Annotated in this window: 26 protein-coding genes; 9 read left to right on the top strand and 17 right to left on the bottom strand. The window is 71.7% G+C overall.

The window, feature by feature from the left end:
* Positions 1-8: 8 nt before the first annotated feature.
* The 10 genes from tsaB to ACIBQ6_RS39300 form a co-directional block, all read right to left on the bottom strand.
* Positions 9-653: a tRNA (adenosine(37)-N6)-threonylcarbamoyltransferase complex dimerization subunit type 1 TsaB gene (gene tsaB, locus ACIBQ6_RS39345; protein ID WP_352362846.1), complete on the bottom strand. Its 645-nt coding sequence runs from the start codon at positions 651-653 to the stop codon at positions 9-11.
* Between the two features lie 27 nt (positions 654-680).
* On the bottom strand, positions 681-1,610 hold the full coding sequence (locus ACIBQ6_RS39340) for an aminoglycoside phosphotransferase family protein (RefSeq protein WP_397218263.1): 930 nt from the start codon (positions 1,608-1,610) through the stop codon (positions 681-683).
* A gap of 10 nt (positions 1,611-1,620) precedes the next feature.
* On the bottom strand, positions 1,621-2,157 hold the full coding sequence (locus ACIBQ6_RS39335; RefSeq protein ID WP_358282161.1) for a class F sortase: 537 nt from the start codon (positions 2,155-2,157) through the stop codon (positions 1,621-1,623).
* Between the two features lie 3 nt (positions 2,158-2,160).
* Entirely contained in the window at positions 2,161-2,817 is a 657-nt protein-coding gene (locus ACIBQ6_RS39330) for a hypothetical protein (protein WP_397218262.1), read from the bottom strand.
* A 211-nt stretch (positions 2,818-3,028) separates the two neighbouring features.
* Entirely contained in the window at positions 3,029-3,481 is a 453-nt protein-coding gene (gene tsaE / locus ACIBQ6_RS39325) for a tRNA (adenosine(37)-N6)-threonylcarbamoyltransferase complex ATPase subunit type 1 TsaE (RefSeq protein ID WP_352362852.1), read from the bottom strand.
* Positions 3,481-4,533 carry an alpha/beta fold hydrolase gene (locus ACIBQ6_RS39320; protein ID WP_397218261.1) on the bottom strand — a complete coding sequence of 351 codons (1,053 nt, stop codon included), beginning with the start codon at positions 4,531-4,533 and terminating at the stop codon, positions 3,481-3,483. Before ACIBQ6_RS39320 ends, tsaE begins: the two co-directional genes overlap by 1 nt.
* Before the next feature lie 19 nt (positions 4,534-4,552).
* Positions 4,553-5,701 carry an alanine racemase gene (gene alr, locus ACIBQ6_RS39315; protein WP_358283887.1) on the bottom strand — a complete coding sequence of 383 codons (1,149 nt, stop codon included), beginning with the start codon at positions 5,699-5,701 and terminating at the stop codon, positions 4,553-4,555.
* Positions 5,702-5,836: 135 nt separating this feature from the next.
* Entirely contained in the window at positions 5,837-7,300 is a 1,464-nt protein-coding gene (locus tag ACIBQ6_RS39310; protein ID WP_397218260.1) for an NAD(P)H-hydrate dehydratase, read from the bottom strand.
* Positions 7,301-7,402: 102 nt separating this feature from the next.
* A complete protein-coding gene (locus tag ACIBQ6_RS39305) occupies positions 7,403-7,753 on the bottom strand; it encodes a holo-ACP synthase (RefSeq protein ID WP_352318661.1) in 351 nt (116 codons plus the stop codon).
* A 13-nt stretch (positions 7,754-7,766) separates the two neighbouring features.
* Positions 7,767-9,170 (bottom strand): PhoX family protein, encoded by a 1,404-nt coding sequence (locus tag ACIBQ6_RS39300; protein WP_397218259.1) that lies wholly within the window; start codon positions 9,168-9,170, stop codon positions 7,767-7,769.
* 205 nt (positions 9,171-9,375) lie between these two features.
* Here ACIBQ6_RS39300 and coaA point away from each other — a divergent pair, with 205 nt between their 5' ends.
* Positions 9,376-10,278 (top strand): type I pantothenate kinase, encoded by a 903-nt coding sequence (gene coaA / locus ACIBQ6_RS39295; RefSeq protein WP_352362923.1) that lies wholly within the window; start codon positions 9,376-9,378, stop codon positions 10,276-10,278.
* Here coaA and ACIBQ6_RS39290 read toward each other — a convergent pair.
* Positions 10,250-10,384, bottom strand: coding sequence for a hypothetical protein (locus tag ACIBQ6_RS39290; RefSeq protein ID WP_352318657.1), 135 nt, complete (start codon positions 10,382-10,384; stop codon positions 10,250-10,252). The genes coaA and ACIBQ6_RS39290 overlap by 29 nt on opposite strands.
* A 63-nt stretch (positions 10,385-10,447) precedes the next feature.
* Here ACIBQ6_RS39290 and ACIBQ6_RS39285 point away from each other — a divergent pair, with 63 nt between their 5' ends.
* Genes ACIBQ6_RS39285 through ACIBQ6_RS39265 form a run of 5 tightly spaced genes read left to right on the top strand, consistent with a single transcriptional unit; the run spans position 10,448 to position 14,798 of the window.
* Positions 10,448-11,374 carry a DUF389 domain-containing protein gene (locus ACIBQ6_RS39285; RefSeq protein ID WP_397218258.1) on the top strand — a complete coding sequence of 309 codons (927 nt, stop codon included), beginning with the start codon at positions 10,448-10,450 and terminating at the stop codon, positions 11,372-11,374.
* A gap of 40 nt (positions 11,375-11,414) precedes the next feature.
* A complete protein-coding gene (locus ACIBQ6_RS39280) occupies positions 11,415-12,323 on the top strand; it encodes an ABC transporter ATP-binding protein (protein ID WP_352362861.1) in 909 nt (302 codons plus the stop codon).
* Positions 12,316-13,170 carry an ABC transporter permease gene (locus tag ACIBQ6_RS39275; RefSeq protein WP_397218257.1) on the top strand — a complete coding sequence of 285 codons (855 nt, stop codon included), beginning with the start codon at positions 12,316-12,318 and terminating at the stop codon, positions 13,168-13,170. The genes ACIBQ6_RS39280 and ACIBQ6_RS39275 overlap by 8 nt, the downstream gene beginning before the upstream one ends.
* Positions 13,167-14,081, top strand: coding sequence for an ABC transporter ATP-binding protein (locus ACIBQ6_RS39270; RefSeq protein ID WP_352362865.1), 915 nt, complete (start codon positions 13,167-13,169; stop codon positions 14,079-14,081). The genes ACIBQ6_RS39275 and ACIBQ6_RS39270 overlap by 4 nt, the downstream gene beginning before the upstream one ends.
* Entirely contained in the window at positions 14,082-14,798 is a 717-nt protein-coding gene (locus ACIBQ6_RS39265) for an ABC transporter permease subunit (RefSeq protein ID WP_397218256.1), read from the top strand.
* A 43-nt stretch (positions 14,799-14,841) separates the two neighbouring features.
* On the opposite strand, the gene glmM is transcribed toward ACIBQ6_RS39265, so the two are convergent.
* The 3 genes from glmM to rplM are packed head-to-tail and all read right to left on the bottom strand — an operon-like array spanning position 14,842 to position 17,184.
* Positions 14,842-16,191, bottom strand: a complete 1,350-nt coding sequence (glmM, locus tag ACIBQ6_RS39260; RefSeq protein ID WP_358282147.1) for a phosphoglucosamine mutase — start codon at positions 16,189-16,191, stop codon at positions 14,842-14,844.
* 1 nt (position 16,192) lies between these two features.
* A complete protein-coding gene (gene rpsI / locus ACIBQ6_RS39255; protein ID WP_125644639.1) occupies positions 16,193-16,714 on the bottom strand; it encodes a 30S ribosomal protein S9 in 522 nt (173 codons plus the stop codon).
* Between the two features lie 26 nt (positions 16,715-16,740).
* Positions 16,741-17,184 carry a 50S ribosomal protein L13 gene (gene rplM, locus ACIBQ6_RS39250; RefSeq protein ID WP_352328322.1) on the bottom strand — a complete coding sequence of 148 codons (444 nt, stop codon included), beginning with the start codon at positions 17,182-17,184 and terminating at the stop codon, positions 16,741-16,743.
* A gap of 322 nt (positions 17,185-17,506) precedes the next feature.
* On the opposite strand from rplM, the gene ACIBQ6_RS39245 reads away from it, so the two are divergent.
* The 3 genes from ACIBQ6_RS39245 to ACIBQ6_RS39235 all read left to right on the top strand — a co-directional run bounded on the left by ACIBQ6_RS39245 (position 17,507) and on the right by ACIBQ6_RS39235 (position 23,081).
* Positions 17,507-18,268 carry a CAP domain-containing protein gene (locus ACIBQ6_RS39245; RefSeq protein ID WP_364338135.1) on the top strand — a complete coding sequence of 254 codons (762 nt, stop codon included), beginning with the start codon at positions 17,507-17,509 and terminating at the stop codon, positions 18,266-18,268.
* Positions 18,269-18,322: 54 nt separating this feature from the next.
* Entirely contained in the window at positions 18,323-19,435 is a 1,113-nt protein-coding gene (locus ACIBQ6_RS39240) for a hypothetical protein (RefSeq protein WP_397218255.1), read from the top strand.
* A gap of 1,786 nt (positions 19,436-21,221) precedes the next feature.
* Positions 21,222-23,081, top strand: coding sequence for a hypothetical protein (locus tag ACIBQ6_RS39235; RefSeq protein ID WP_397218254.1), 1,860 nt, complete (start codon positions 21,222-21,224; stop codon positions 23,079-23,081).
* Here the strand turns inward: ACIBQ6_RS39235 and truA are convergent.
* From truA to ACIBQ6_RS39220, 3 genes are all read right to left on the bottom strand, one after another.
* A complete protein-coding gene (truA, locus tag ACIBQ6_RS39230; protein ID WP_397218253.1) occupies positions 23,046-23,924 on the bottom strand; it encodes a tRNA pseudouridine(38-40) synthase TruA in 879 nt (292 codons plus the stop codon). The two genes, ACIBQ6_RS39235 and truA, sit on opposite strands and share 36 nt — an antisense overlap.
* Positions 23,925-24,004: 80 nt before the next feature.
* Entirely contained in the window at positions 24,005-24,541 is a 537-nt protein-coding gene (rplQ, locus tag ACIBQ6_RS39225) for a 50S ribosomal protein L17 (protein ID WP_352362883.1), read from the bottom strand.
* 159 nt (positions 24,542-24,700) lie between these two features.
* On the bottom strand, positions 24,701-25,717 hold the full coding sequence (locus ACIBQ6_RS39220; protein ID WP_043623495.1) for a DNA-directed RNA polymerase subunit alpha: 1,017 nt from the start codon (positions 25,715-25,717) through the stop codon (positions 24,701-24,703).
* Positions 25,718-25,784 lie beyond the last annotated feature (67 nt).

The raw sequence follows: 25,784 nt of genomic DNA, 5'->3' as shown, positions 1-25,784 counted from the left end.
CCGCAGTCTCACGCCGTCACCCTCTTGGGCGCGCCCGGCACCACGGCGTCGGGCCGGCGCAGGTAGATGGGCCGCGGCGGGTCGAGCGGGACGCCCGCGGCCAGCCGCTCGGCGGCCAGCGCGGCCAGCGCGCCCGCGTAGGGGTAGGGCGGGGCGTCGTGGCGGCCCAGGACGTCGGGGTAGAGCCCGGCGCCGGCGCCCACGACCGGCAGGCCCTCGACGGGCACGTCGGCGGGCCGGTCGACGAACGGGCCGTCGGCACGGGTGCGCATGTCCTGGTAGCGCGCCCAGAACACCTCCTTGCGCCGGGCGTCGGTGGCGACCAGGAACGGCTCGCCGAGCCCGCTGCCGTAGGCGACCGCGTCTAGGGTGCAGATGCCGTACGCGGGCACGGCGAGCGTCGTCGCGAGCCCCTGGGCGGTCATCAGCCCGACGCGCAGGCCCGTGTAGGGCCCGGGGCCGCTGCCCGCGACGACGGCCGTCACGTCGCGCAGGGCGGCGCCCGACTCGGTCAGCACGCGTTCGATGGTGGGGACGAGCAGCTCGCCGTGGCGGCGGGCGTCGATCGTCGTGGACTCGGCGAGCACCCGCTCACCGTCGTGGAGGGCGGCGGTGACGGCGGGCGTCGCGGTATCAAAGGCCAGGACCAGCACGACTGTTTAGCCTACCCGCCGGACGGGTCACACCCAGCCGGTACGCCGTTTCAGCCACTCCAGCGCGACCACTCCCTGCGCCCGCTGGAACGCCCTGAGCGTGGGCAGGCCGGGCGGATCGGGCAGCCGGCCGTTCCGGACGAAGTAGCCGGTCTGGGCCGCGACGACCGCGGTGACCGCCGGGTCGGGATCGTCGAACAGCTCGTGGGGCGCGGGCCCGCCCTGCATGCCGACCGACGGCAGCATGGCCACCTGGTCGTACCAGGGCGCGGCCAGGCAGGCCCACGGCCAGTCCACCACGTAGACGCGGTCGGGCGTGAGCAGGATGTTGTCGGCCCGCAGGTCGGCGTGGACGAGGGTGTCGCCGGCCGCCGCGGTCTCCCAGCCTGACTCCAGTTCGGCCAGCGCGGGCAGGTGGCGCAGCGCCCACGGGTCGAGCCCGGCGGTGTCCTCGCCGAGCAGTCTGCGCCACCCCTGGAAGGAGTCGCCCAAGACCTCGCCGATCGTGCGGGCCTCGATCGGCGACGGGGTGAGCGCGGCGGACATCTCCTTCAGGGCCGTGAAGACCCGGTCGAGCTCGTCGCGCCGCCACGGCATCTCGGGATGCGCGGCCTCGACGTCCTCGAAGACCAGGGCGACCCAGCCCTCCAGCTCGAACGCCGTCAGCAGCTTCGGCGCGGGGACCGACTCGGGGAGCGCGGCGGCGTTCCTGAGCTCGGAGCGGTAGATGCGCACGCTGTCGGGGTTGGGCTCGGGGCCGACGGCCTTGACGAACGCGCGCCGGCCGTCATCGGTCCGCAGGCGCACCGCGGCCGCCGGGGAGAAGCCGCCCTCCTGGGTGACGGCCTCCACGACGCGGCCGCCGAGGAAGCCCTCGACCGCCTCGCGCACCAGCGGGTGGACCTCCTGCCAGGGCACGCGGGCGCCGGACGCCGGCGGGTTGTGGTCAGTGCTCATCGTTCCATGATCAGGCTCGGGACGCGTAGACGATGATGTTGTCGACATATTCGCCTCTGGCGTAGTCGAACTTACCGCCGCAGGTGACGAGTTTGAGCCCGTCGTCGACGTACACCCGCCGGGCGGGGAAGTGGTCCTTGGAGACCTGCTCGATGGCGTCCACCTTGAAGCTGACGACCTTGCCGTCGCTGCGCTCCACCTTGACGGTCTCGCCCTTGCGTAGCTGCCTGAGCTTGTAGAACACGGCCGGGGCGGTCTTGGTGTCGACGTGGCCGATGATCACCGAGGCGCCCTTCTCGCCGGGCACCGCGCTGCCGCTGTACCACCCGGCCACCTTCGGCTTCTCGTACGGCGGCAGCTCGACCTCGCCGTCCTTGCTCAGCCCGAGCTTCATCAGCGGGGCCTCAAGGTCGAGCGACGGGATGTCGATGCTCTTGGGCACCACGCTCGCCGCCGGGGTGGAGGAGTTCTGCATGCTCTTGCCGAAGGCGACCAGCAGCAGGCCCGTGACGGCGCCCGCGAGCACCACCCGTCCTGGACGTGCCATCGATCAAGCCCGGCTGCGCCGCTTGACCATCACGACCGCGCCGCCGACGAGGACCAGGGCCACCAGCGCACCGGCCGGGCCGAGCGGGATCGAGGACTCGTCGTCGACGTCACGGCCGAAGGTGCCGCCGCCGCCCGCCTTGGGCGCCTTGGTGGGCACGCCGGTCGGGTCGGCCTCGGCCCTGGCCACCTTGAGCGTGGCCTTGCCGACGTCGTTGGTGCCGTCGCACTTGACGTCGACGGTGTACGAGCCGCGCTTGACCGTGCCGGAGACCGTCGCCTCGCCGCGGACCCAGGGCGAGCCGTTCGCCGGGCTGCTGGTCGCGGTCGGCGTGGCCGACCCGGCCGGCACGGGGTTGAGCGGGACGCCGTTGAGGAACGCCCGCGAGGTCGCGGTGCCGGTGTGCGCCGGTCCGCCGGACGGCAGCGGGCAGTTGGCCAGGATCCACACCTTGGACGTCTCCCCCGCGGTGACCCGGTCGGGGTTGACCTGGACCGCGATGCTCGGCCTCTTGGTGGGCGGGGCGGTCGCGGTGGTCGTGGCCGTGGTCGTGGCGGTGGTCGTCGTGGTGGCGGTGGTGGACGTCGTGGCTGTGGCCGTCGGTGTGCCTGTCGGTGTGGTCTCGGCCGAGGCCGCACACCCGGTCAGCCCGACCACCATGATGGCACCCGCGTACGCGACTCGCCTGACCCTGAGCACCGCCGCACCCCACTTTGCCGTCTTGCACCCAGCATCCACCAAAAATGTGGATGTCGCCCCTCCTGATACCCAGAAATTCTGGGCAAATCCCTGACCAACGATCATGATTTATGTCATCGGTCAGGTACGTCAAGGGTGACAGCTTTGCCGGAAATTGACGGAGGTTTTAGCCTTAGGCCGGATCAGACGGCGTGTCGGCCCACCGGTCGCCCACCCCGCGCAGGGTCACCAGGCGGGCGTCGTCGCCGGTCTCCCGGTCGATGTGGATCTCCAGCCGGTCTTCGGCCAGCCCCTCGACCAGGCCCTCGCCCCACTCGACCACGGTGACCGACTCCTCCAGCGAGGCGTCGAGGTCGAGGTCGTCGACCTCCAGGTCGCCGCCGAGCCGGTAGGCGTCGGCGTGCACCAGGGGCGGGCCCTGCCGCAGCGACGGGTGCACCCTGGCGATCACGAAGGTGGGCGAGGTGATGGGCCCGCGTACCTTGAGACCTTCGGCGATGCCCTGGACGAGCGTGGTCTTGCCCGCGCCGAGCGGCCCGGACAGCACGATCAGGTCGCCGGGCCGCAGGTGGGCCGCCAGGCGGGCGCCGTAGGCCCGCATGTCCTCCGCTGTCGCCAGTCGCACTACAACTCCACTCGCTTGATCAGGTCGCGCAGCGCGTCGTTGACGATCCCCGGGCGCTCCAGCTGGATCAGGTGGGAGGTGTCGGGGATCTCGGTGACCTGCGCCTTGGGCAGCGCCGCCGCGATGGCCCTGCTGTGGTCGGGCGGGGTCAGCCAGTCGCGCTCGCCGTAGACGATGGCGGTCGGGACCGGGTCGAGGACGTGCAGCGCGGACAACTTGTCGTGGTTCATCAGGGCCGGGTAGAAGGCGGCGAACACCTCGGTGGGGGTCTGCCTGATCATCGACTCGGCGAAGTCGACCACGGTCGGGCTCACGTTCGCGGAGTCGCCGAAGCCCATGTAGCGGGTGATCAGGAACGCGATGTCGCTGCCCGCGTGCCTGGTCCTGTCGATCAGCGCGCCCTTCCTGCCCAGCAGCGACACCGTGGACGGCGCCACCTTGTGCACGGCCTTGGACACCATCGCCGGCAGCCCCAGCGTCAGCTCGGCCAGCTTGCCCGCCGAGGTCGCGACGAGCGCGACCGCCCGGATCTTCTTGCCGAACAGCTCAGGGTGGCTGTCGGCGAGCGCCATGATCGTCATGCCGCCCATCGAGTGGCCGACCACCACGCACGGGCCGGGCACGAACTCCTCGATCACCTCGGCGAGGTCCTGGCCCAGCCGGTCGATGGTGCTGTCGTCGGCCGTCACGCGCTGCGAGCGGCCGTGGGAGCGGATGTCCCACAGCACCAGGCGGTAGTTCTCGCGCAGGTCCTTGCGCTGGTAGTGCCACGATTCGAGGTTGAGGCAGTAGCCGTGGCACATCACGATCGTCAGCGGCGCGTCCTCGGGGCCGTCGATCTCGACGTGGAGCGCCACCCCGTCGGAGGTGACGAGCGTGCGCTCCCTGCCGCGCAGCTCGCCGAACGGCTCGCTGGCCTCCTCGTCGTGCCGCAGCCTGATCCGGCCGACCGCGTAGCGCTTGGCCAGAGCCGCCGCCGCGACACCGGCCGACGCCGCTCCGACGATCGCGCCGGCGATTCCGACCCTGCGCCGCCGTGTTGTCGTCGTCATGTCCCCGATCCTTCTCCGCTCATGGCCGCTCCGGAGTGCCCGCCGTCACATGCTGGTGGACCCGTGGCACCCGGGAACCGATCCTGGTCACGATCTCATGCGTGATCGTGCCGAGGGTATCCGCCCATTCCTGGGCGGTCGGCTCGCCCCCGTCGCCGGGACCGAACAGCACCACCTCGTCGCCCGGCGACAAGGGGTCGTCGCCGACGTCGATCACGAACTGGTCCATGCACACCCGGCCCGCCACTTTCCGGCGGCGCCCGCCCGCCAGCACCTCGGCTCTTCCCGACGCGTGCCGGAGTATGCCGTCGGCGTAGCCGAGCGGCACGAGGCCGAGGGTGGTCTCGTGGTCGGTGACGTAGAGGTGACCGTAGGAGACGCCCGACTCCTGCGGGACCCGCTTGACGAGCGCGATCCTGGCCGTCAGGGTCATGGCCGGACGCAGCCCGAAGTCGCCCAGCTCGGGGACGGGGCTCAGGCCGTACATGGCGATGCCCGGCCTGACCAGGTCGAAGCGGGCGGCCGGCAGGGTCATGACGGCGGCCGAGTTGGCCAGGTGCCTGATCACCGACGACCCGGCGGCGCCCGCCTGCTCGGCCTGCTTCAGCGCGCTCTCGAACGCCTCCAGCTGCTGCTCGACCGAGGGATGGCCGGGCAGGTCGGCGCAGGCGAAGTGGGACCACAGGCCGACGATCTCGACGACGCCCTCCGCCCGCAGCGCGAGCGCCCTGCTCAGCAGGCCCGGCCAGGCGGCCAGCGGCGCGCCGCCCCTGCTCATGCCGGTGTCGGCCTCCAGGTGCAGCTTGGCCGGACGGCCCACGCGGCGGGCGGCGGCCGCGATCTCGTCGAGCAGGCCCTCGTGGGCGGCCGACAGCTCGACGTCCTGTGCCACCGCCCGGTCGAGGGGCTCGCCGGGGGTGATCAGCCAGGCCAGGACGGGCGCGGTGACGCCGCCCTCGCGCAGCGCCAGCGCCTCGGCGACGAAGGCCGTGCCCAGCCTGGACGCGCCGCCCTCAAGGACGGCCCTGGCCGAGGGCACCAGCCCGTGGCCGTAGGCGTCGGCCTTGACGGCCCCCATCAGCTCGGCGCCGCCCGCCCGCTCCTTGAGCAGGGCCACGTTGTGCCGGATCGCGGACAGGTCGACCCGCGCCTCGGCGGGGGTGGCCATCGAGGAGTACATCTCTCCAGTGTGGCAGCTCAGACGGGTGGTCGAGCGCGGTTCGCGCCGCTCAGCGACGGGGTTCGCCGTGGACGGAGCGGACGGCCTCAGGGACGGGGTTCGCCGTGGACGGACCGGACGGCCTCAGCGACGGGGTCCGCCGTGGACGGACCGGACGGCCTCCGGGACGGCCGCCGCCACCTCGGCCGCGGTGAGCGGGGCGCCGCGGGCGGCCAGGCGGCCGGCCAGCCCGTGCACGTACGCGCCGACCGAGCCCGCGTCGTAACAGCACAACCCCTGGGCCAGCAGCGCGCCCGCCACGCCCGACAGCACGTCGCCGGTGCCTCCGGTGGCCAGCCACGACGTGCCGGTCCCGTTGACGCGGACCGGCCTGGCCTCCTCGGCCACCACCGTGGTCGAGCCCTTGAGCAGCACGGTCACGCCCAGCTCGGCCGCGGCCCGGCGGGCGTGCTCCAGCCGGGCGGCCTCGATGTCGTCGCGGCTCACGCCGATCAGCCGCGACAGCTCGCCCGCGTGCGGCGTGATCAGCACGGGCGCCCGCCTGCGCAGCAACGACCGGTCGCGGGCCACCAGGGTGAGCCCGTCGGCGTCGATCAGCACCGGGACGTCCGAGGCCAGCACGCGGGCGGCCAGCTCGTGCGCCCAGTCGCCGGTGCCGAGCCCCGGCCCGAGCAGCCACGCCTGGACGCGGCCCACGTCCTCGACGGACGGCCGGTCGAGCGGCGTGATCACCGCTTCCGGCCAATGGGCGCGCACCTGCTGGACCGGCTCGTGGGTGCCCGCGTAGCGGACCAGGCCCGCGCCCGCCCGCAGCGCGCCGCCCACGGCCAGCACGGCCGCACCGGTGTACAGGTCGCTGCCCGCGGCCACCCCGAGCACGCCCCTGCGGTATTTGTCGGACTCGTTGCCGGGCCTGGGCAGCAGGTCCTCCACGTCCGCGCGGGTCAGCGCCGCGACGTCGGGGTCGGGTAGGAAGGGGCCGAGCCCGATGTCGACCAGCTCGACCCGGCCCGTGTGCGCGGCGCCCGGATCGACCAGCAGCCCCGTCTTGCAGGCCCCCATCGTCACCGTCACCCGCGCGCGCACCGCCGCGCCCGCGACCCGCCCGGTGCTCGCCTCGACGCCGCTCGGCACGTCGACCGCGACGATCGTGCCGTGGGCCGCGTTCGCCTCCTCGGCCAGCCGGGCGTACGGCTCGCGCAGCGCGCCCGCGGCCCCGATGCCCACCAGCCCGTCCACGATCAGGTCGGCGTCCTGGACCTCCTGGACCGCTGACGGGCCGGCCACGCGGCCTCCGGCGTCGAGGAAGGCGCGCAGGCCGCCCTCGTGCGTCTTGGCGCCGGCCAGGACCGCCTCGACCCGGGCTCCCCGGCGGGCCAGGCGCTCGCCGGCGTAGAGGGCGTCGCCGCCGTTGTCGCCGCTGCCGACCAGCAGCACGACGCGGGCGCCGTACACCCGGCCCAGCAGGTCGGCGCAGGCGGCGGCGAGACCGTGGGCGGCCCGCTGCATGAGGGCGCCCTCGGGCAGGCGCGCCATCAGCGTGCGCTCGGCGTCCCGGATCTGGTCGGCGGTGTAGGCGGTCTTCATGGCCTCACTCCGTTCGGCTGCTCGGTCGCCATATGCCGCCGCCTTCCCCCGCTCCGGTCGCTGCTCCACGCGAGGGCACTCCCTGGCGCGCATGATCCGAAACTATCCCTCCGCGATCACATAGGCCACGGCGACGCCCCCGTCATGGCTGAGCGACAGGTGCCAGCGCTTGACCCCGAGGCCGTAGGCCACCTCGGCGACCTTGCCCGACACGTGCAGCTCGGGCTTGCCCAGCTCGTCGCAGCGCACCTCGGCCTCCAGGTGCCCGAGCCCCCTGGGCGCGCCGAGCGCCTTGGCCACGGCCTCCTTGGCGGCGAACCTGGCGGCCAGCGAGTGCGCCGGCAGCGGCCGTTCGAGGTCGGTGAACAGCCGCTCGCGCAGCTGCGGCGTACGTTCGAGAGCCGCCTCGAAGCGGGCGATGTCGACGATGTCCACTCCGATACCCAGGATCATCGTCCCAGGCTACTCAGAACAGGCCGCGCTCCCACGGCCCCCAGATGGCGAACGACCGCCCCTGGACGGCCTGGACGTTGACGTAGAGCGTCTGGCCGCCCGGCCCGAACGTCGAGCCGGCGAACTCGGCGCCCGGATCGCCCGGGATCGGCTGCAGGCGGCAGAAGTCGAAGATCTCGCCCGTCCTGGTGAGGCCGCGCAGGAAGTTGTCGCCGTCGCCGTCCTCGCAGAGCACCAGCGTGCCGCGCCGGCTGACGGTCACGTTGTCGGGCAGGTCGAGCGCCGACGAGCGCGGCGACTCATAGACCAGTCGCAGCCGCCCGCTCCACGTCTCGTACGCCCACACCTGGCCCCGCCCGTCGCCGAAGCCGGGAGGCGGCCGGTCGCCCGGCGCGGTGGCTCCGCCCTGGGTGGAGACGAAGTACACCACGCCCTGGTGGAAGACCGCGCCCTCCAGCCTGGCGAAGATCGCCGCGCCGCCCGCGCGCCCCTGCCGGCCGACCGCCTGGACGGCCTCCTCGTACGGCGGCCTGCCGGTGAAGCGGGGGTCGGGCTCGTCGATGTCCACCCAGCGCGTGGCGTAGGAGGCCCCCGCCCGCTGCCCGCGCGACAGGTCGGCGCGCTCGACGCCGTCGACGGCGAGCATCTGCAACCGGCCGCCGTCGAGCAGCCGGCCCTCCCGCATCGGGTGCTTGGGCGGCAGGTAGCGGTAGAAGCCGGAGGGGAAGGAGAAGTTGTCCTCGGTGAGGTAGACGGCCCCGGCGGCGGGGTCGAAGGCGGCCGACTCGTGCGGGAAGCGGCCGGCCGACCTGATCGGGCGCGCGCTCGCGACCCCGCCGACCGGCACCTCGAACAGGTAGCCGTGCCTGCGCCTGAGCTTGGTGTTGTCGTTCCCGGACGGGTCGTCGCCCACGTCGGGGCCGTTGACCGTCTCCTCGCAGCTCACCCAGGCCCGCCAGGGCATCGGGCCGCCGGAGCAGTTGGTCATGGTGCCGTTGAGCGAGGGGTCGCTGCTGAGCACCTCGCCGTGGCGGGTGACGTGCAGGGTCGAGGTGCCGCCGCCGGCCGCCGGGTCGTAGGCGGTGTCCTTGTCGCCGAACGCGCCGACCGGGCCGGTGACCTCGTGGTTGCGTACGAGGATCGTGCTGCCCTTGGGGCCGCTGAAGGCCGCCATGCCGTCGTGCCGGCCGGGGACGGTGGAGCCGTCGGTGAACTTCTCCCCCGCGGCGCTGAACGAGCGGTACCGGAAACCGTCGGGAAGGTGCAGGCGCACCTTGCCGTCACGCAGGTCGGCGACCGGTCGCAGCGGCCCGTAGCCGACGGCGGGCCGGACGCCGCCCCTGGCCCCGGCGCAGGCGACCCCGGTGAAGGGCCCGGCCACGGCCAGCACGTTGGCGAGGAAGCGACGGCGATCCACAAGACCTCCCGGGAGGCTACGTCCGGAAGAGTAGCCGCCCGCCGGTTCCGGCACGCCCGGATCGTCAGGACCGGTCTTTCTTCCCGGAATCATGCTTTGGTAATCCCACGTTTTTATCCACAGGCTGTGGATGTCCGCCGCGCGCCACCCGCCCATGATCGCATTTGTCCCCCATCGCTACGCTGCCTAGGTGAACAACGGCTACGTGGAACTGAGCAGGGAGCAGTGGAGCGAGCTCCGCAAGAACACGCCCTTGACTCTCACCGCAGACGAGCTGGAAGACCTGCGCGGCGTCGATGACCCCATCGACCTCACCGAGGTCACCGACATCTATCTCCCCCTGACCCGGCTGCTCAACCTGCACTTCACCGGGTCCAAGCAGCGCAGCAGCGTGCTGAGCGCCTTCCTCGGCGACGCGGGGACGCGCGTGCCGTACATCCTGGGCATCGCCGGGAGCGTCGCGGTCGGCAAGTCGACCACGGCGCGGCTGCTGCACACCCTGCTGGCCCGCTGGCCCGAGCACCCGCACGTGGAGCTGATCACCACCGACAGCTTCCTCTACCCCAACGCGGTGCTGGAGGCCAAGGGCATCATGCAGCGCAAGGGCTTCCCGGAGAGCTATGACCGGCGCGCGCTGGTCAGGTTCGTGGCGGAGGTCAAGGCGGGCGCTCCCGAGGTGTACGCGCCGGTCTACAGCCATCTGGAGTACGACATCGTCCCCGGCGCCCGCCAGGTCGTGAAAAATCCAGACATCTTGATCATCGAGGGGCTGAACGTCCTCCAGCCCGCCCCGCCCACGTCCCTGGCCGTCAACGACTACTTCGACTTCTCCATCTACGTGGACGCCAAGGTCGAGGACATCCGCACCTGGTACGTCGAACGGTTCCACAAGCTGCGCCGCACGGCCTTCGAGGACCCGAAGTCCTACTTCAAGTACATCGCCGAGCTCACCTACGAGCAGGCCACGGACTTCGCGGTCAACGTCTGGCGCGACATCAACGAGCGCAACCTGGTCGAGAACATCGCCCCCACCAGGGGACGCGCCGACCTCGTCCTGCAGAAGGGCGCCGACCACGCGGTCAGGCGGGTACGGCTTCGCCGGACCTGAACACCTCGTCGAAGACATAGGCGGCGAACCGGCCCGCGCACTCCTGGTCGTCTATGTCGGCGAACCAGCAGTCCTCACCGTGATCGTGGCATCTGAAGCGAGTCATGTGAGGCAGCCTCGCGTACGGCGGTCAACGCGACGTCAATGTCCGATGGACAACAATGGCGGAGTGCTGCATCTCCGACTGATCATCCCTGCCGACCGCACCGACGAGGCCGTCGCGCTGTTGCAGGAGTGCACGGGCGTCACCAACGTCATCGTGCTGCCCGGGGCGGCCCGCGAGCCGGCGGGCGACGTCGTCCTCTGCGACGCCGCCCGCGAGGCGGCCAACGAGGTGATCAGCCGGCTCAAGTGGGTGGAGGACGTCGGCTCGATCGCCATCGAGCAGGTGGACCTGTCGCTGTCCAGGGCCGCCACGGCGGCGGTCGAGGAGGCGCCCGGCGATCCCGACGACGCGGTGGTGTGGGAGGAACTGGCCCACAAGGTCTCCAGCGACTCCCGCATCACCTGGGCCTACCTGGCGTTCCTGGCCATCGCGACGCAGCTCGCGGGCATCGGCGTGCTGCAGAACTCGCCCATCCTGATCGTCGGCGCGATGGTGCTCGGCCCGGAGTTCGGCGCGATCGCCGCGATCTGCTTCGGCCTGCTGGGCCGGCGCGGACGCCTGATCACCACCGCTCTGCGGACGCTGGTCATCGGCTTCACCGTGGCCATCGCCATCACCTTCGCCTGCGCGCTGGTCTCCAACTGGCTGGGCTGGATCGACATCGGCAACCTGAAGGTGAACGCGGAGGTGCAGTTCATCGTCAAGCCGGACAAGTGGTCGTTCATCGTGGCGCTGCTGGCGGGGGCGGCGGGGGTCCTGTCGGTGACGGCGGGCAAGTCCTCGGCGCTGATCGGCGTGTTCATCTCGGTCACCACGGTCCCGGCGGCCGGCTACCTCGCCGTCGCGCTGGGGCTCGGCGACTGGGCGGAGGTCGCGGGATCGGTCTCACAACTCGCGGTGAACATCCTCGGCATGATCATCTCGGGCACCGCCACGCTCGTGGTCCAGCGGAAATTCTGGCCTCAAGTAGGACAACGTTCATCCGTGTGAACGAGGCCAGGCCCACCCCGCGCCCGGTAGGGTCCGCCACATGCACATCCTCGCCACCGAGGGGCTGACCAAACGTTTCCCCACCGTCACCGCGGTCGACGGGCTCACGGTGACCGTGGGATCCGGCGTCACCGGGCTGGTGGGGGCGAACGGCGCGGGCAAGTCGACACTGATCAAGATGCTGCTCGGCCTGCTGCCGCCCAGCCAGGGCGCCGCGCGGGTGCTCGACCTCGACGTGACCGCGCAGGGCGCCGAGATCCGCCGGCTCGTCGGCTACATGCCCGAGCACGAATGCCTCCCTCCCGACGTCTCCGCGACCGAGCTGGTCGTCCACCTCGCCAGGATCTCCGGCCTGCCGCGCACGGCCGCCCGCGAGCGCGCCGCCGACGTGCTGCGCCACGTGGGCCTGGCCGAAGAGCGCTACCGCCCGATCGGCGGCTACTCCACCGGCATGAAGCAGCGGGTCAAGCTGGCCCAGGCTCTCGTGCACGACCCCAAGCTCGTCTTCCTGGACGAGCCCACCAACGGGCTCGACCCGCGCGGCCGCGACGAGATGCTGACGCTGATCAGGCGCATCGGCACCGAGTTCGGCATCAGCGTGCTGGTCACCTCCCACCTGTTGGGCGAGCTGGAACGCATCTGCGACCACGTGATCGTCATCGACGGCGGCCGGCTGCTGCGCTCGTCGGCGATCTCGGAGTTCACCCAGGCCACCCAGACCGTCACGGTCGAGGTCGAGGACGGCCTGGAGCCCCTGGCCCGGCGCCTGACCGAGACCGGCCAGACCGTCTCCCAGCAGGGCCGCCTGCTGGTGGTCAAGGTGCTCGGGCCCGAGACCTACGACGCCGTCCGCGACGCCGCCGTCGACCTCGACCTGTGCCTGATCCGCCTCGAACAGGGACGCCACCGCATCGAGGACGTCTTCAGGGAGGAGGCGGCCAATGTCTGAGATCTACGACATCGGCTACCGGCACTACGACGGCCCCCGCATGGGCGGCGCGTACGCCACCCGCGCGCTCACCGTCCACAGCCTGCGCGGCATCTTCGGCCTCGGCCGTCCGGCGCGCAGCAAGATCGTGCCGTTCGCGCTGGTCGTCATCATGCTGCTGCCCATGGTGGTGTCGATCGCGTCCATGGCGCTGGCCAAGCAGCGTCTCGTCCCCTACAGCGGATTCGCCGTCCTCCTGCAGGCCGTGGTGGCCATCTTCCTGGCCTCCCAGGCCCCCACGGTCGTCGCCCCCGACCTGCGCCACCGCGTGCTGCCCCTGTACCTGTCGCGGCCGATCTCGGTCTTCCAGTACGTGACCGCCAAGGTGATCGCGATGACCGCCGCGCTGTTCCTGCTGGTCGGCGGGCCCCTGACGCTGCTGTGGATCGGCGAGCTGGTCGTGGACATGCCGGGGCCGCCCGCCACCGGCGAGTACTTCGGCGCGCTGCTCATGGCGCTGGTGCTGGCGCTGCTGCTGTCGGCGTTCGGCCTGGCCCTCGCCTCGTTCACGCCGCGGCGCGGGCTGGGGGTGGCCTCGGTGATCACGGTCTACCTGCTGTCCTCGGCGTCGGTGCCGCTGCTCTACGGCACGATGCTCAGCACCGGGAACGAGTCGGGGGCCGCCTGGGCCTGGTTGATGAACCCGTTCTGGCTGGTCGACTCGGTGCAGTCGTGGCTGTTCGGCACCCCGTCCCACGCCGACGGCCCGTACCCGAACGGTCCCGCCTCGGCGGCGATCCTGGTGGTGCTGATCGGCGTCGGCCTGGCCGCTCTCGCGCTGCGCTACAGGAAGGCGGCCTCGCGATGAAGATCGAGCTCTCCCAGGTGTCCCGCTGGTACGGCAACGTGGTGGCGGTCAACGACGTGACCATGACGATCGGCCCCGGCGTCACCGGCCTGCTCGGGCCCAACGGCGCGGGCAAGTCGACGTTGCTGCACATGATGGCCGGGTTCCTGGCGCCGTCCGGCGGCTCGGTCACGCTGGACGGCACCCAGGTCTGGAAGAACCACCACATCTACCGAAATATCGGTCTGGTCCCGGAACGTGAGGGCGTGTACGGCTTCCTCACCGGCTGGCAGTTCGTCCTGTCCGCCGCCCGCCTGCACGGCCTTCCCGATCCCGTCGAGGCCGCTCGCAAGGCCCTGGCCACGGTCGAGATGGAGGAGCCGAAGGACCGCCGGGTGGAGACGTACTCCAAGGGCATGCGCCAGCGGGTCAAGGTGGCCGCCGCCCTCGTCCACGACCCGGCCGTGCTGCTGCTCGACGAGCCGTTCAACGGCATGGACCCGCGCCAGCGCCTCCACCTGATGGACCTCATCCGCGCCATGGGCACCGCGGGCAAGACGATCCTGTTCAGCTCGCACATCCTGGAGGAGGTCGAGCGGGTCGCCCAGCACATCGAGGTCCTGGTGTCCGGCCGGCACGCCGCCTCGGGCAACTTCCGCGAGATCAGACGCCTGATGACCGACCGGCCCCACCTGTTCGTCATCCGGTCCAGCGACGACAGGAAGCTCGCCGCGGCCCTGATCCGCGACGAGTCGGCCGGCGGCATCACGCTCCGCCCGGACGGCCTGGAGGTCCAGGCGACCGAGTTGCGGCGCTTCGCCCGGCTGCTCCCCCGCGTCGCCCGCGACGAGGGTGTGCGCCTGCACCAGGTCTCCCCCGCCGACGAGGACCTGGAGAGCGTCTTCGCCTACCTGATCAACAGGAGCACCTGAATGAACACCGTGGTCGCGGGCATCACGTACCGCTCACTGCTCGGGCGTCGCCGCATCATCCTGCTCCTGCTGCTCCCCCTGGCCCTGATCGCCCTGGCCGTGCTGCTGCGCGTGGCGACCGGCGCCGACCAGAAGCTGGCCGTGGACCTGATGCAGAAGTTCGCCGTCCAGGCGATGCTGCCGCTGCTGGGGGTCATCGCGGGCACCGGCGTCATCGCGCCGGAGATCGACGACGGCACCGTCATCCACCTGATGTCCAAGCCCATCTCCAGGCCCGTGATCGCCCTGACCAAGTTCGGGGTGGCGGCCTCGCTCATGGCCGTGTTCGGGGCCCTGCCGACGTACGTGGCGGCCTGGATCCTGGTGGGCGGCGAGGACGGCATCGCGGCCGGCTTCGCCCTCGGCGCCCTGATCGCCGGCATCGCCTACGCCGCGCTCTTCCTGCTCCTCGGGGTCGTGACCAAGCACGCGGTCACGATCGGCGTCATCTACGCCCTCGTCTGGGAGGTCACCGTGGTGAACGTCATCGAGGGGGCGGGCAAGTTCTCCATCCAGGCGTGGGCCATGGCCATCGCCGACCAGATCTCCGACTCGCCCTTCCTGGGGGCGAAGGTCGCGATGGGCTTCGCCGCGCCGGCGCTGGTCGTCGTGACCGTGGGCGCGGTCTTCTGGGCCGGCCGCAGACTGCGGGCGTTCGCCCTCACCGGCGACGAGTAGCGGCCCGGCGGGTACGGCGCGCGGCCGTACCCGCCCAGGCGCGTCAGGAGGCGCAGGCCGTACGGACCACGTCGGCCAGGCGGCCCGCCACCTGGTTGGCGTGCTCCTCGGAGGCGGCCTCCACCATCACCCGGATCATCGGCTCGGTGCCGCTCGGCCGGATCAGCACCCGGCCGGTCTCCCCCAGCTCCGCCTCGGCCTCGGCCACGGCGGCGATGAGCTCGGGCACCGACGCCTTGCCCTTGTCGACGTCCTTGACGTTGATCAGGATCTGCGGCAGCGGGGTCATCACCGAGGCCAGCTCCTTCAGCGGGACGCCCGACTTGGCCACCACGCCCAGCAGGTGGAGCGAGGTGAGCAGGCCGTCGCCCGTGGTGGCGTGGTCGAGCATGATGACGTGACCGGACTGCTCGCCGCCCAGGTTGAACCCGTCGGACTTCATGCGTTCGAGGACGTAACGGTCGCCGACCGCGGTCTCGATCACGGTGATGCCGCTCTCGCGCATCGCCAGCTTGAAGCCCAGGTTGGACATGACGGTCGCGACCACGGTGTCCTTGGACAGCAGGCCGTCGCCGTGCATGGCGGCGGCGAGCACCGCCATGATCTGGTCGCCGTCGACGACCGTGCCGGTGTGGTCGACCGCCAGGCAGCGGTCGGCGTCGCCGTCGTAGGCCACGCCCAGATCGGCGCCCCTGGACACGACTATCTGCTGAAGCTTGTCCAGGTGGGTGGAGCCGTGCCCGGCGTTGATGTTGAGCCCGTCGGGTCTGGCGCCGATGGCCTCGACCCGGGCGCCCGCCCGCACCAGCGCCTCGGGCGCGACCATGTGGGCGGCGCCGTGCGCGCAGTCGACCACGACGTGCAGGCCGTCGAGCGCGGCGGTCATCGTGGTCAGGACGTGCGAGATGTAGCGGTCGGCCTCGCCGTACGCGTCGCGCACGCGGCCGACCCCCGAACCGACGGGGAAGGACCAGCTCTCACCGAGCCGGCGCTCGATCTCGTCCTCGACCGCGTCGGACAGCTTGAAGCCGCCCCTGGCCAGGAACTTGATGCCGTTGTCCGGCGCCGCGTTGTGCGAGGCGGACAGCATGACGCCGAGGTCGGCGCCGAGCGCGGCGGTGAGATGGGCGACGGCCGGGGTGGGCAGCACGCCGAGGCGCAGCACATCCACTCCGGACGCCGCGAGGCCGGCGACCACTGCGGCCTCCAGGAACTCCCCGGAGGCTCGCGGGTCCCGGCCCACGACGGCCACGGGACGACGTCCCGTGGCCGCGAACGCGCCCGCATCACCGAGTACATGGGCGGCCGCCACGGACAGGTCCATGGCGAGCTCGGCCGTGAGGTCGCGACCAGCGACCCCACGTACCCCGTCGGTGCCGAAAAGGCGCGCCAATTTAGCGCTTGCTGTACTGCGGAGCCTTGCGGGCCTTCTTGAGGCCGTACTTCTTCCGCTCCGTGGCGCGGGCGTCACGGGTGAGGAAGCCGGCCTTCTTCAGCGGCGGGCGGTTGACGTCGACGTCCAGGATCGCCAGGGCGCGGGACAGGCCCATGCGCAGCGCGCCGGCCTGACCGGTGACGCCGCCGCCGTCGATGCGCGCGATGACGTCGAACGCCTCTTCGGCGCCGAGGACCACGAAGGGCTCGTTGACGATCTGCTGGTGGACCTTGTTCGGGAAGTAGACGTCCAGCGAACGACCGTTGATCGTCCACTTGCCGGTGCCGGGGACGATGCGCACGCGGGCGATCGCCTCCTTGCGGCGACCGGTGCCGTACGAGTTACCCGTGGTGACGGGCTTGCGCACGGGCGCGTCAGCGCTGGCAGCGGACTCGGTGGTGTACTCGGACGGGAAGTCCTCGCCGGAGAATTCCTCCAGCTCGGTCTCGACGACCGTCTCGACACCGGTGGGCTCAGCCACGGTTCTCCTCTAACTCTTTCGAACTACTACTGGGCGATCTGGGTGATCTGGAACTGCACCGGCTGCTGGGCCTGGTGCGGGTGGTCGGAACCCGCGTAGACCTTCAGCTTCTTGGCCATCTTCCGGCCGAGGGAGTTCTTCGGCAGCATGCCCTTGACGGCCTTCTCGACGGCCTTCTCCGGCCGCTTGTCCATGAGCTCGCCATAGGTGACGGAACGCAGACCGCCCGGGTAGCCCGAGTGACGGTACGCCTTCTTCTGCTCACGCTTGTTACCGCTCAGCGCAATCTTGTCGGCGTTGATGACGATGACGAAGTCACCGGTGTCGACGTGGTTGGCGAAGATCGGCTTGTGCTTGCCGCGGAGCAGGTTCGCGACGTGGCTGGCCAGCCGGCCCAGCACGACATCGGTCGCGTCGATGACGTACCACTGACGCTGGACGTCGGCGGGCTTCGGTGAGTACGTGCGCACGGTCGTAGCCTTCTTTTGCTCGCGTCTTCGGCGCTGTCGGATGCGACAGCTACATGGGTCGGTCGGTGCGGGCACACGGCAGCCCGGACCTTCCGTCTCCCGAGCCCGATGGGCTTGACGATGGGAGATGACGCCGGACGCGCCGCGCATCGGTCACGCTGGACCTATGCACACAACGAACGATTAGGTTACCCGCCTATCGGCGCGCAGGTCAAAAGACCGGTAACCCTGCACGAGTCTACCTGACAGCAGAACGGTTCCATTTCGTTTCCCTGGGATCCCTTCTTTCCCTGTACCCGACATCTCTATCGTTAGCTGCGGTATGTGGCGGAACTCTCACACCCGGCAAACCCAGCGGGGCGCGCGGCGCCGGAACAGCCTGGGCGTGCTGGCCTGCCTGATGGCCGCGCTGTTCACCGGCGTGCTGCTCGGCCGGCTGTCCGACGACGTCGAGCCCACCGCCCACATCTACCTCAACGAGACCGCCCCGCCGGCCGCGGCCACCGCGCGTCCCGCGCCCACCGCAGGGCAGAAGGCCCGGCCCGAGCTGGACCGCATCCCGCGACAGGCCAGCACGGTCAGGACGCCGCGCGGCAGGTCCACCCCGAGGCCCACGAAGACCCCCGAAGGGCAGATCGCCGGCTTCGACGCCGCGGACGACCCCACCCAGGTGTTCACCGGCGGCGGCGACCAGGCCAAGGTGATCCCCGGCATGGCCGCCCGGGTCGTCACGCTCACCAACGCCGCCCGCGCCGAGCACGGCTGCGGGCCGTTGCGGGTGGACGGCAGGCTGGGACGCTCGGCGCGCGAGCACTCGCTGGAGATGGCGCGCACCGGGCAGCTCGCCCACAACTCCCCCGACGGCGCCTCGCCCTGGGACCGCATGGACCGGGCCGGCTACCACTGGGGCGCCGCCGAGAACATCGGCAACGGCTACAGCACGCCCGAGCAGGCCGTACGCGGCTGGCTGGACAGCCGCGACCACCGCAGGAACATCCTGGACTGCACCCTCAAGGCCATCGGCGTCGGCGTCGCCGCCGGACCGGACGGCCCATGGTGGACCCAGGACTTCGGAACTCAATGACGAACATCACGGTAATGTCTCCGCATGGTTTCCAACGGCAATGAGGAACGTGGCATGGACAGCGGTCCCCGCCGTTTGCGCAGGGAGCGCGCCGCCGAGAGCGAGACCACTCAGCAGTCTCCGTTCCCGCAGCCGCCGTCCTCGCAGGCTCCGTCCTCGCAGTCTCCGTTCCCCGGGCCTTCGCAGCCGCCGCAGTCCGCCCGCACCGGCCAGTTCCTGCCGCCCGAGCAGCCCGGCCAGCCGGGGCCGTTCGGGCAGTCCGGGTCGTTCGGTCAGTCCGGATCGTTCGGCCAGTCGGGGTCGTTCGGTCAGCCGCCGTATTCGTCGCAGTCCGAGCAGTCGGCGCAGCCGGGACAGCCGGGCCAGCCGGGACAGTCAGGGCAGGCGGCGGAGTCCGAGCAGTCGCCGCAGCCACAGCAGAGCCGGGTCGGCTGGAGCCCCTACGACGAGGGCCGGCGCTCGCGCGCCCCGCTGTACTTCGCGATCGGCGGCGTCCTGCTGCTGGGCCTGCTCGGCGGCGGCCTGGCGCTGATGTGGAACGCGGACGGCCCCAGCACCGCCGAGGCCGGCGCTCCCACCAGGACCTCAGCGCCGCTCCCCTCTGCCCCGCCCGGCAAGTACGGCTTCGCCGCCGAGCGCAAGACCGACCCCGACCCGATCACGGTCAAGGAGATCTTCGGCTCGACCAAGAAGATCAACGTCTCGGGCCGCTCGTACGAGATGACGGTCACCAGCAAGGACAAGAAGTGCACCGACGGCGCCCTGGGCGACAAGCTCCAGAAGGCGCTCAAGTCGGGCAAGTGCACCCAGCTCCTCCGGGCCAGCTTCCGCGACAAGTCCGGCAAGGTGATCGGCACGATCGGCGTGGCCAACCTCAAGACGAGCGGCACCGCCAGCAAGGTGGCCAAGGTCGGCGACGCGAGCAACTACGTCAAGCCGCTGGCCGGCAAGGACAGCGTCACCAAGATGCTCGGCTCGGGCAGCGGCGGCGCCAAGATCTCGACCCACGGCCACTACGCGATCATGGTGTGGTTCCAGAACAAGGACGGCAGCAAGCCGGACAAGAAGGAATCGAAGCGCATCCTCGAAGCCATCAAGGACCTCAGCGACGCGACCGTCTTCAAGGCTCTGGACAACCGTTCGATGACGGGGAGCGCGCTCAGCTGAACCGGCATCCCGCCCGATAACCCCCCAAAGAGGGCAGCGGATCCGGTGGGGAACCCCCATACCGACATAACGATCTCGCTACTCTCGCTAGGCTCGCCCTATGCGTGGCCAGGAACCCGGGTCTGAGCACGATCGCAGGGAAGCCGACCGTACGACCGCATCACCGATGCCACCGCCGAGTTTCGGCCGCATCGGCAGCGGCGTCCCGTCGGCGTTCTCTCCGTCAGGTGAGCCGACCGGCGACGAGACGCGGGTTCCAGGTGGCACTCCACCGGAGCCCGAGGAGACGTCCGCCGGCGTACAGCCGTGGGAGGTGGCCGACGACGACTCGGCCCCCTACGACTGGTTCGCCGACGACGCCCCCGACACCACCGCTCCACCATCCCCGACCTCCACCGCCTCCGCTCCCCACCCCTCCATCAGCACCCCCTTCGGCACCCCAGGCCCCTCCTCCGAGCCCGGCGCCCCAGTCACCTCCTCCGGGCCTGCGGCCCCAAACGCCGCCTCCGGGCCCAGTGCCCTTCCCGCGACCTCCGGCCACCGCGCGGGGGGCTCCTCCGAAGCTTCTGGCCCCTTCAACGTCCCTGGGCATCACGCCCCCTACGGAGCGCCCGTCCCCACCACCGGCGCCCCCTTCGCGCCTCCCGAGGCCGGCGCTCCCCAGGGCCCGAGAATCGACGAAGACACCGTCGCCGCCATACGGGTTCCCCGCAGAGACACCGGCTCCTGGCCGACCGGCACGCCGAACACCCCCACCGGCGCTCCCCCCACCCCAGCCTCGGCCTCGGGCCCCGCGGCCTCGGGCCCCGCGGCCTCCGGATCCGGCATCCCCGGCACACCCGCCCCCGGCCCCAACCCGGGAGCCCCCACCTCCGCCCCCGGCACCTCGGGAACGCCTGCCTCCACGTCCCACATGCCCGGAACGCCCGTCTCGGCTTCCGACCCCGCAGGGATTGCCGATGCCCCCGAGTGGGCTGTTGACGCCCCGACGAGGCCCGCCTGGGCCCCCCAGATCTCCGACGCAGCCGGCGAGCCGTCCCGATCGTCGGCCCAGCCCGCCTGGGCCCCCCAATCCCCCGACCAGGCCGCCTCGCCGCCCAGAGCCGTCACCGACCCCGGACGCCCCCTCGGCACCCCAACCGAAGCCGGCTGGGGCCCCAGGCCGTCCACCGAGACCGGACCGGGCGCAGGCACCACCGACACACCCGCCTGGGCCCCCCAAGCCCCCGACCAAGCCGCCTGGACCCCCAGAAACGCCACCGAAGCCACCTGGGGCCCACAGCCGGGGAACGACGCCAGCTGGAGCCAGCACCAAGGGGGCAACCCCGCCCAGGGCCCACAGCCGGAAGCCGGCGCCCCCTGGAGCCCGCAACCCGAAATCGACGCCAGCTGGAGCCAGCACCAAAGGGGCAACCCCGCCCAGGGCTCGCAGCCAAATGACGACACCTCCTGGAGCCGGCAACCCCAGAACGACGCCAACCGGGGTCCGCAGCCCGAAGAGAACCCCAACCGGGGTCCGCAGCCCGCGGAAAACGCCACCCAAGGTCCGCAGCCGGAGGACGACGCCTCCTGGACCCCTGCCCCTGGCCAGTGGGCCGCCGTCCCGGAGGAAGACCCTCCCGCCTGGCCGGGCCAGTCGGCCGCGCCGGGCGCGCCGGCTGTGCCGCCGTGGGAGCAGCCAGGGCCGGTCGTACCGGGTGCGCCGCCGTGGGAGCCGCCGCCGGCGTTCACGGCCGCCGCCGCGGGCCTTCAGGTGTGGCCCGCCCCGGTCGCCGACCCGCACGTCATGCCCCCCTGGCCCGCCGCCACGGGCGAACTCGTAGCTGAGCCGGACACCGACGACCCGGCCCTCGGCGACCCCACCGCCCGATTCCCCACCACCCAGGCCGGCCGCCCCACAGAGCCGCCGGTCACCCCGTCGACCGCCGCGCCCGGCACCGCCCCCACCGGCACCGCCGCCACCGGCGTGCCCGCCGACCCCAACGCCACCGCACCGGCGTTCCCCCACGACCCCGCCACGCCGTACGACCCCGCCACGCCGTACGACCAGGACGCCGCCCCGTACGCCCCCAGCCACCCGCCGTTCCCCGCCGACGCCCTCGACACCCCGGACGCCGCACCACACGACGGCCCTGACGCCGCACGGTTCGGTTCCGAGCCCGCACAGTTCGGCCCCGACGCCGGACGCCTCGCCCCCGAGGCCGGTTCATACGAGCCGGACGCCGGTTCATACGGGCCCGATGCCGGGTCATACGACCCCGATGCCGGTTCGTACGACCCCGATGCCACCCGCCCGGGCGGCATCCCCAAGGCGGCCCACTACTTCGACCCCGAGGCCGCCAAGCGCGACGCCGCCGCAACGGTCCAGCAGCACGCCACCCCGGCCCCTCCCCACGAGGAGCACGACCCGGCAGCCCTGGACACCCCGCCTCAGGGCATGCGCGCGTCCGACCCCCGCGAGGAGCCCACCGGCCCCATGCGGACGGCCCACTACGCCGAGCCCCACCCCACCAACCCGACGGGCCGCCCCCCGGAGCCGGGCGACGTCCCCGTATGGCCCCCCATGCCCCCCGCCGAGGAGAAGCGCCCGGAGGACAGGCACCCGGACGAAAGGCCCGACGAGGCGACGCAACGCGCAACCGGCCACTCTCCCGACACGCCCGCACAGAACACCCACCCAGCAGAACAGAGCCAGGACGACAGGCAGGCCAAGCCCCAGCCTTCACCAGAGCCGCGTCAGGACCCGTCCCCCACCCAGGACAGACTCCCCGACCTGCCCTTCAACCAGGACCTGTGGACGAAGAGGCCCGGCACCGCCCTGGACCTCCCCACCCCGCCCCACGGCACGCCCACCTTCCCACCCGGCGCGTTCAGGCAGCCCCCGTTCCAGATCCCGCCGCCACCGCCCCCGGCCCGCGGCAAGAGCAAGCGAGCCCTGCTCGTGACCCTCGGCGCCCTGGCCCTGGCCGGCGTCGCGACCGGCGGCTTCTTCGCCTACCGCGCGCTGAACACCGCCCCGCCGGCCGCCACGACCGCGGGCGCCACCCCCGCCCCGCCCACGCTGCTGCCCACCTCGGAGCTGACCACCAGCCCGCCCGCCGACGTGCCGGGCGCGTCCATGCTCAATTCGGAGGAGACCGACCCGAAGAAGATGTCCCTGACGGAGGCGTTCCCTAAGAAGAAGGTCTCCGCCGCCGGCACGACGTTCACCAGGGTCAAGACCGACACCGAGACGAGCTGCGACAAGGCGGCGACCGGCGCGTTCGCCGACGCGCTGCGCGAGCGGAAGTGCAGCCGCATCATCCGGGCCACCTTCGTCGACAGCAAGCGCCGCTACGCCGTGACCACCGGCATCGCGGTGCTGCCGACCAAGGAGGACGCCGTCCAGACCGACCTGGCCAAGAACCTCTCGCGCAACGTCTGGTTCCGCGCGCTGCCGGGTGCGAAGGGAAGCGGGGGCGAGCGGGTGTCCATCGCCGGCGGCTACGCGGCCGGCCTGGTGTGGGGCAGGTACATCGTCTTCAGCTACGCCACCCACGCCGACGGCCATACCCCGGACGCCGGCGACAAGACGCTGGCCAAGGTCAGCGGGGCGTTCCGGGACCAGACCTCACTCGTCCTGGAGCGCCGCGTCACCAAGGGCTGAGAGCGTGCGGACCCGCCGGGTGGCGGCGGCCCGCGCGGCGAGTTCGTCCGCCGCCGGGTAGCCCACCTCCTCCAGGCACAGCCCGTGCGCGGGCGCGACGTGCACCCCGGAGTCCCGTACGGCCCGGGTCAGCACCTGGCCGGGCCACTCCACCGGCCGCCGCCCGTCGCCCGCGGCCAGCAGTGAGCCCACCAGCGCCCGGACCATCGAGTGGCAGAACGCGTCCGCCACGACGGCGGCCACCAGCACGCCGTCCGCCTCGCGCGTCCACTCCAGGCGCTGCAGCTCCCTGATCGTCGTGGCGCCCTCGCGCTTTTTGCAGAACGCCGCGAAGTCGTGCTCGCCCACCAGCCGCCGGGCCGCCTCGTTCATGGCGTCGAGGTCGAGCGGACGGCTGTGCCAGACCACCTCGTGCCGCCGCAGCGGATCGACCCCGCCCGCCGTGTCGCACACCCGGTACGCGTACCGCCGGAACATCGCCGAGAAACGGGCGTCAAAGCCCTCAGAAGCCACCGAGACCCGATGAACGCGTACATCCTGGGGCAGGATCCCACCCAGCCGCCGGACGAGCGCAGAGAGCCGCTCATCGAGCTCCAGGGGCCCGCGGTTGCCGTCGAGCTCGGCCAACGACGCGGCCGGCACATCCACGTGCGCCACCTGACCCCGCGCGTGCACGCCCGCGTCCGTACGCCCGGCCACGGTCAGCGCGGCGGGCTCGCCCAGGCGCAGGATCCTGGTGAGCGCCAGCTCGATCTCACCCTGGACCGTACGGCGACCGGGCTGCCTCGCCCATCCGGAGAAGTCGGTCCCGTCGTATGCCAGATCCAGGCGGAGCCGTAGCACGATCGTCCCTTTCGCGTTCACGGAAAAGGGCCCGGACCCCCGCGAAGGGGATCCGGGCCCGATTCAACCAGCCTGAGAGATCAGGCCTCGTCCTTCTTCGCCTCGGCCTCGGCGGCCGGAGCCTCCTCGGCGGCAGCCGGGGTCTCCTCGGCGGCGGCCTCGGGCGCCTCGGTCTCGGCGGCCTCGGTCTCCTCGGCGGCCGGAGCCGGAGCGGCAGCGGCGGCCGGAGCCTCGGTACGGCGGGTGGTGACACCGTTCAGCGGCTCGGACACCAGCTCGATGACGGCCATCGGAGCGTTGTCGCCCTTACGCGCGCCGATCTTGGTGATCCGGGTGTAACCACCCGGACGCTCGGCGAACGTCACCGCGATCTCGGTGAACAGGTGGTGAACCACGCCCTTGTCCTTGACCACGGTCAGGACCTGGCGGCGGTTGTGGATGTCGCCCTTCTTCGCCTTGGTGATCAGGCGCTCCGCCAGCGGGCGAAGGCGCTTGGCCTTGGCGACCGTCGTGCGGATCTTGCCGTGGCGGAACAGGTCCGTGGCGAGGTTCGCCAGGATCAGCCGCTCGTGCGCCGGGCTGCCGCCAAGACGTGCACCCTTGGTGGGCTTGGGCATTGCTTTCTCCTCTTGGGTTAACCCGCCCCGGCCGTACCAGGTACCGGAGTCGGGCCGGCCGCAGTCACCACGACTGGGCCGTTACGTTCGTCACGCGCCGAGCGGCTGGGCCACTCGGCGCGTGCGGGGCACGTGCGGAGACGGGTCTCCGCACGAGGCTCAGTACTGCTCGGTCTCGACGTACGCGCTGTCGTCGTCGTCGTAGCCGCCGCCGGCCACCGCGCTCGGGTCGAACCCGGGCGGGGAGTCCTTGAGCGCCAGCGACATCTCGTGCAGCTTCTGCTTGACCTCTTCGATCGACTTGGCCCCGAAGTTCCTTATGTCGAGAAGGTCCTGCTCGCTGCGGGCGACGAGCTCACCCACGGTGTGGATGCCCTCGCGCTTGAGGCAGTTGTAGGAGCGAACGGTCAGGTTCAGCTCCTCGATCGGCAGCGCCAGGTCGGCGGCCAGGGCGGCGTCGGTCGGCGACGGGCCGATGTCGATGCCCTCGGCCTCGACGTTGAGCTCACGGGCCAGGCCGAAGAGCTCGACGAGGGTCTTGCCGGCCGAGGCCACCGCGTCGCGGGGCTTCATGGCGGGCTTGGTCTCGACGTCGAGGATGAGACGGTCGAAGTCGGTGCGCTGCTCGACTCGGGTCGCCTCGACCTTGTAGGTGACCTTGAGCACCGGGGAGTAGATCGAGTCGATCGGGATGCGCCCGATCTCCTGGCCCGGCTGCTTGTTCTGGGCGGCGGAGACGTAGCCGCGACCGCGCTCGACGGTCAGCTCCATCTCCAGCTTCGCCTTGCCGTTGAGCGTGGCGATGCGCAGCTCGGGGTTGTGCACCTCGACACCGGCCGGAGGCGCGATGTCGGCGGCGGTGACCTCACCCGGGCCCTGCTTGCGCAGGTACATCACGACCGGCTCGTCGTGCTCGGAGGAGACGACCAGCTCCTTGAGGTTCAGGATGATGTCGGTGACGTCTTCCTTGACCCCGGGAACGGTCGAGAACTCGTGCAGCACGCCCTCGATGCGGATGCTCGTCACGGCCGCGCCCGGGATGGACGACAGCAGCGTGCGACGCAGCGAGTTGCCGATGGTGTAGCCGAAGCCCGGCTCCAGCGGCTCGATGACGAACCGGGACCGGGTCTCGTCGATCGACTCTTCGAGAAGAGTCGGACGCTGAGCGATCAGCATGGTGTGGGTTCTCCCCTTGTCGTGTGGCGCCCGCTATATGACGCCACTCCGATAAACAGTCTAGTTC

It is taken from the genome of Nonomuraea sp. NPDC049655, from assembly GCF_044465465.1.
In the GTDB taxonomy this organism is placed as follows: Bacteria; Actinomycetota; Actinomycetes; order Streptosporangiales; family Streptosporangiaceae; genus Nonomuraea.
The sequence above is the reverse complement of the archived record's forward strand: the minus strand, read 5'-3'. Positions and strand labels throughout refer to the sequence as shown.

Coding starts and splice junctions, on each gene's coding strand:
- ACIBQ6_RS39340 (WP_397218263.1), bottom strand. CDS start 1,610: ATGAGCACTGACCACAACCCGCCGGCGTCCGGCGCCCGCGTGCCCTGG.
- ACIBQ6_RS39335 (WP_358282161.1), bottom strand. CDS start 2,157: ATGGCACGTCCAGGACGGGTGGTGCTCGCGGGCGCCGTCACGGGCCTG.
- ACIBQ6_RS39330 (WP_397218262.1), bottom strand. CDS start 2,817: ATGGTGGTCGGGCTGACCGGGTGTGCGGCCTCGGCCGAGACCACACCG.
- ACIBQ6_RS39320 (WP_397218261.1), bottom strand. CDS start 4,533: ATGACGACGACAACACGGCGGCGCAGGGTCGGAATCGCCGGCGCGATC.
- alr (WP_358283887.1), bottom strand. CDS start 5,701: ATGGCCACCCCCGCCGAGGCGCGGGTCGACCTGTCCGCGATCCGGCAC.
- ACIBQ6_RS39310 (WP_397218260.1), bottom strand. CDS start 7,300: ATGAAGACCGCCTACACCGCCGACCAGATCCGGGACGCCGAGCGCACG.
- ACIBQ6_RS39305 (WP_352318661.1), bottom strand. CDS start 7,753: ATGATCCTGGGTATCGGAGTGGACATCGTCGACATCGCCCGCTTCGAG.
- ACIBQ6_RS39290 (WP_352318657.1), bottom strand. CDS start 10,384: ATGACTCGCTTCAGATGCCACGATCACGGTGAGGACTGCTGGTTCGCC.
- ACIBQ6_RS39280 (WP_352362861.1), top strand. CDS start 11,415: ATGCACATCCTCGCCACCGAGGGGCTGACCAAACGTTTCCCCACCGTC.
- ACIBQ6_RS39275 (WP_397218257.1), top strand. CDS start 12,316: ATGTCTGAGATCTACGACATCGGCTACCGGCACTACGACGGCCCCCGC.
- ACIBQ6_RS39270 (WP_352362865.1), top strand. CDS start 13,167: ATGAAGATCGAGCTCTCCCAGGTGTCCCGCTGGTACGGCAACGTGGTG.
- ACIBQ6_RS39265 (WP_397218256.1), top strand. CDS start 14,082: ATGAACACCGTGGTCGCGGGCATCACGTACCGCTCACTGCTCGGGCGT.
- ACIBQ6_RS39245 (WP_364338135.1), top strand. CDS start 17,507: ATGTGGCGGAACTCTCACACCCGGCAAACCCAGCGGGGCGCGCGGCGC.
- ACIBQ6_RS39240 (WP_397218255.1), top strand. CDS start 18,323: ATGGACAGCGGTCCCCGCCGTTTGCGCAGGGAGCGCGCCGCCGAGAGC.
- ACIBQ6_RS39235 (WP_397218254.1), top strand. CDS start 21,222: ATGCCCCCCTGGCCCGCCGCCACGGGCGAACTCGTAGCTGAGCCGGAC.
- rplQ (WP_352362883.1), bottom strand. CDS start 24,541: ATGCCCAAGCCCACCAAGGGTGCACGTCTTGGCGGCAGCCCGGCGCAC.
- ACIBQ6_RS39220 (WP_043623495.1), bottom strand. CDS start 25,717: ATGCTGATCGCTCAGCGTCCGACTCTTCTCGAAGAGTCGATCGACGAG.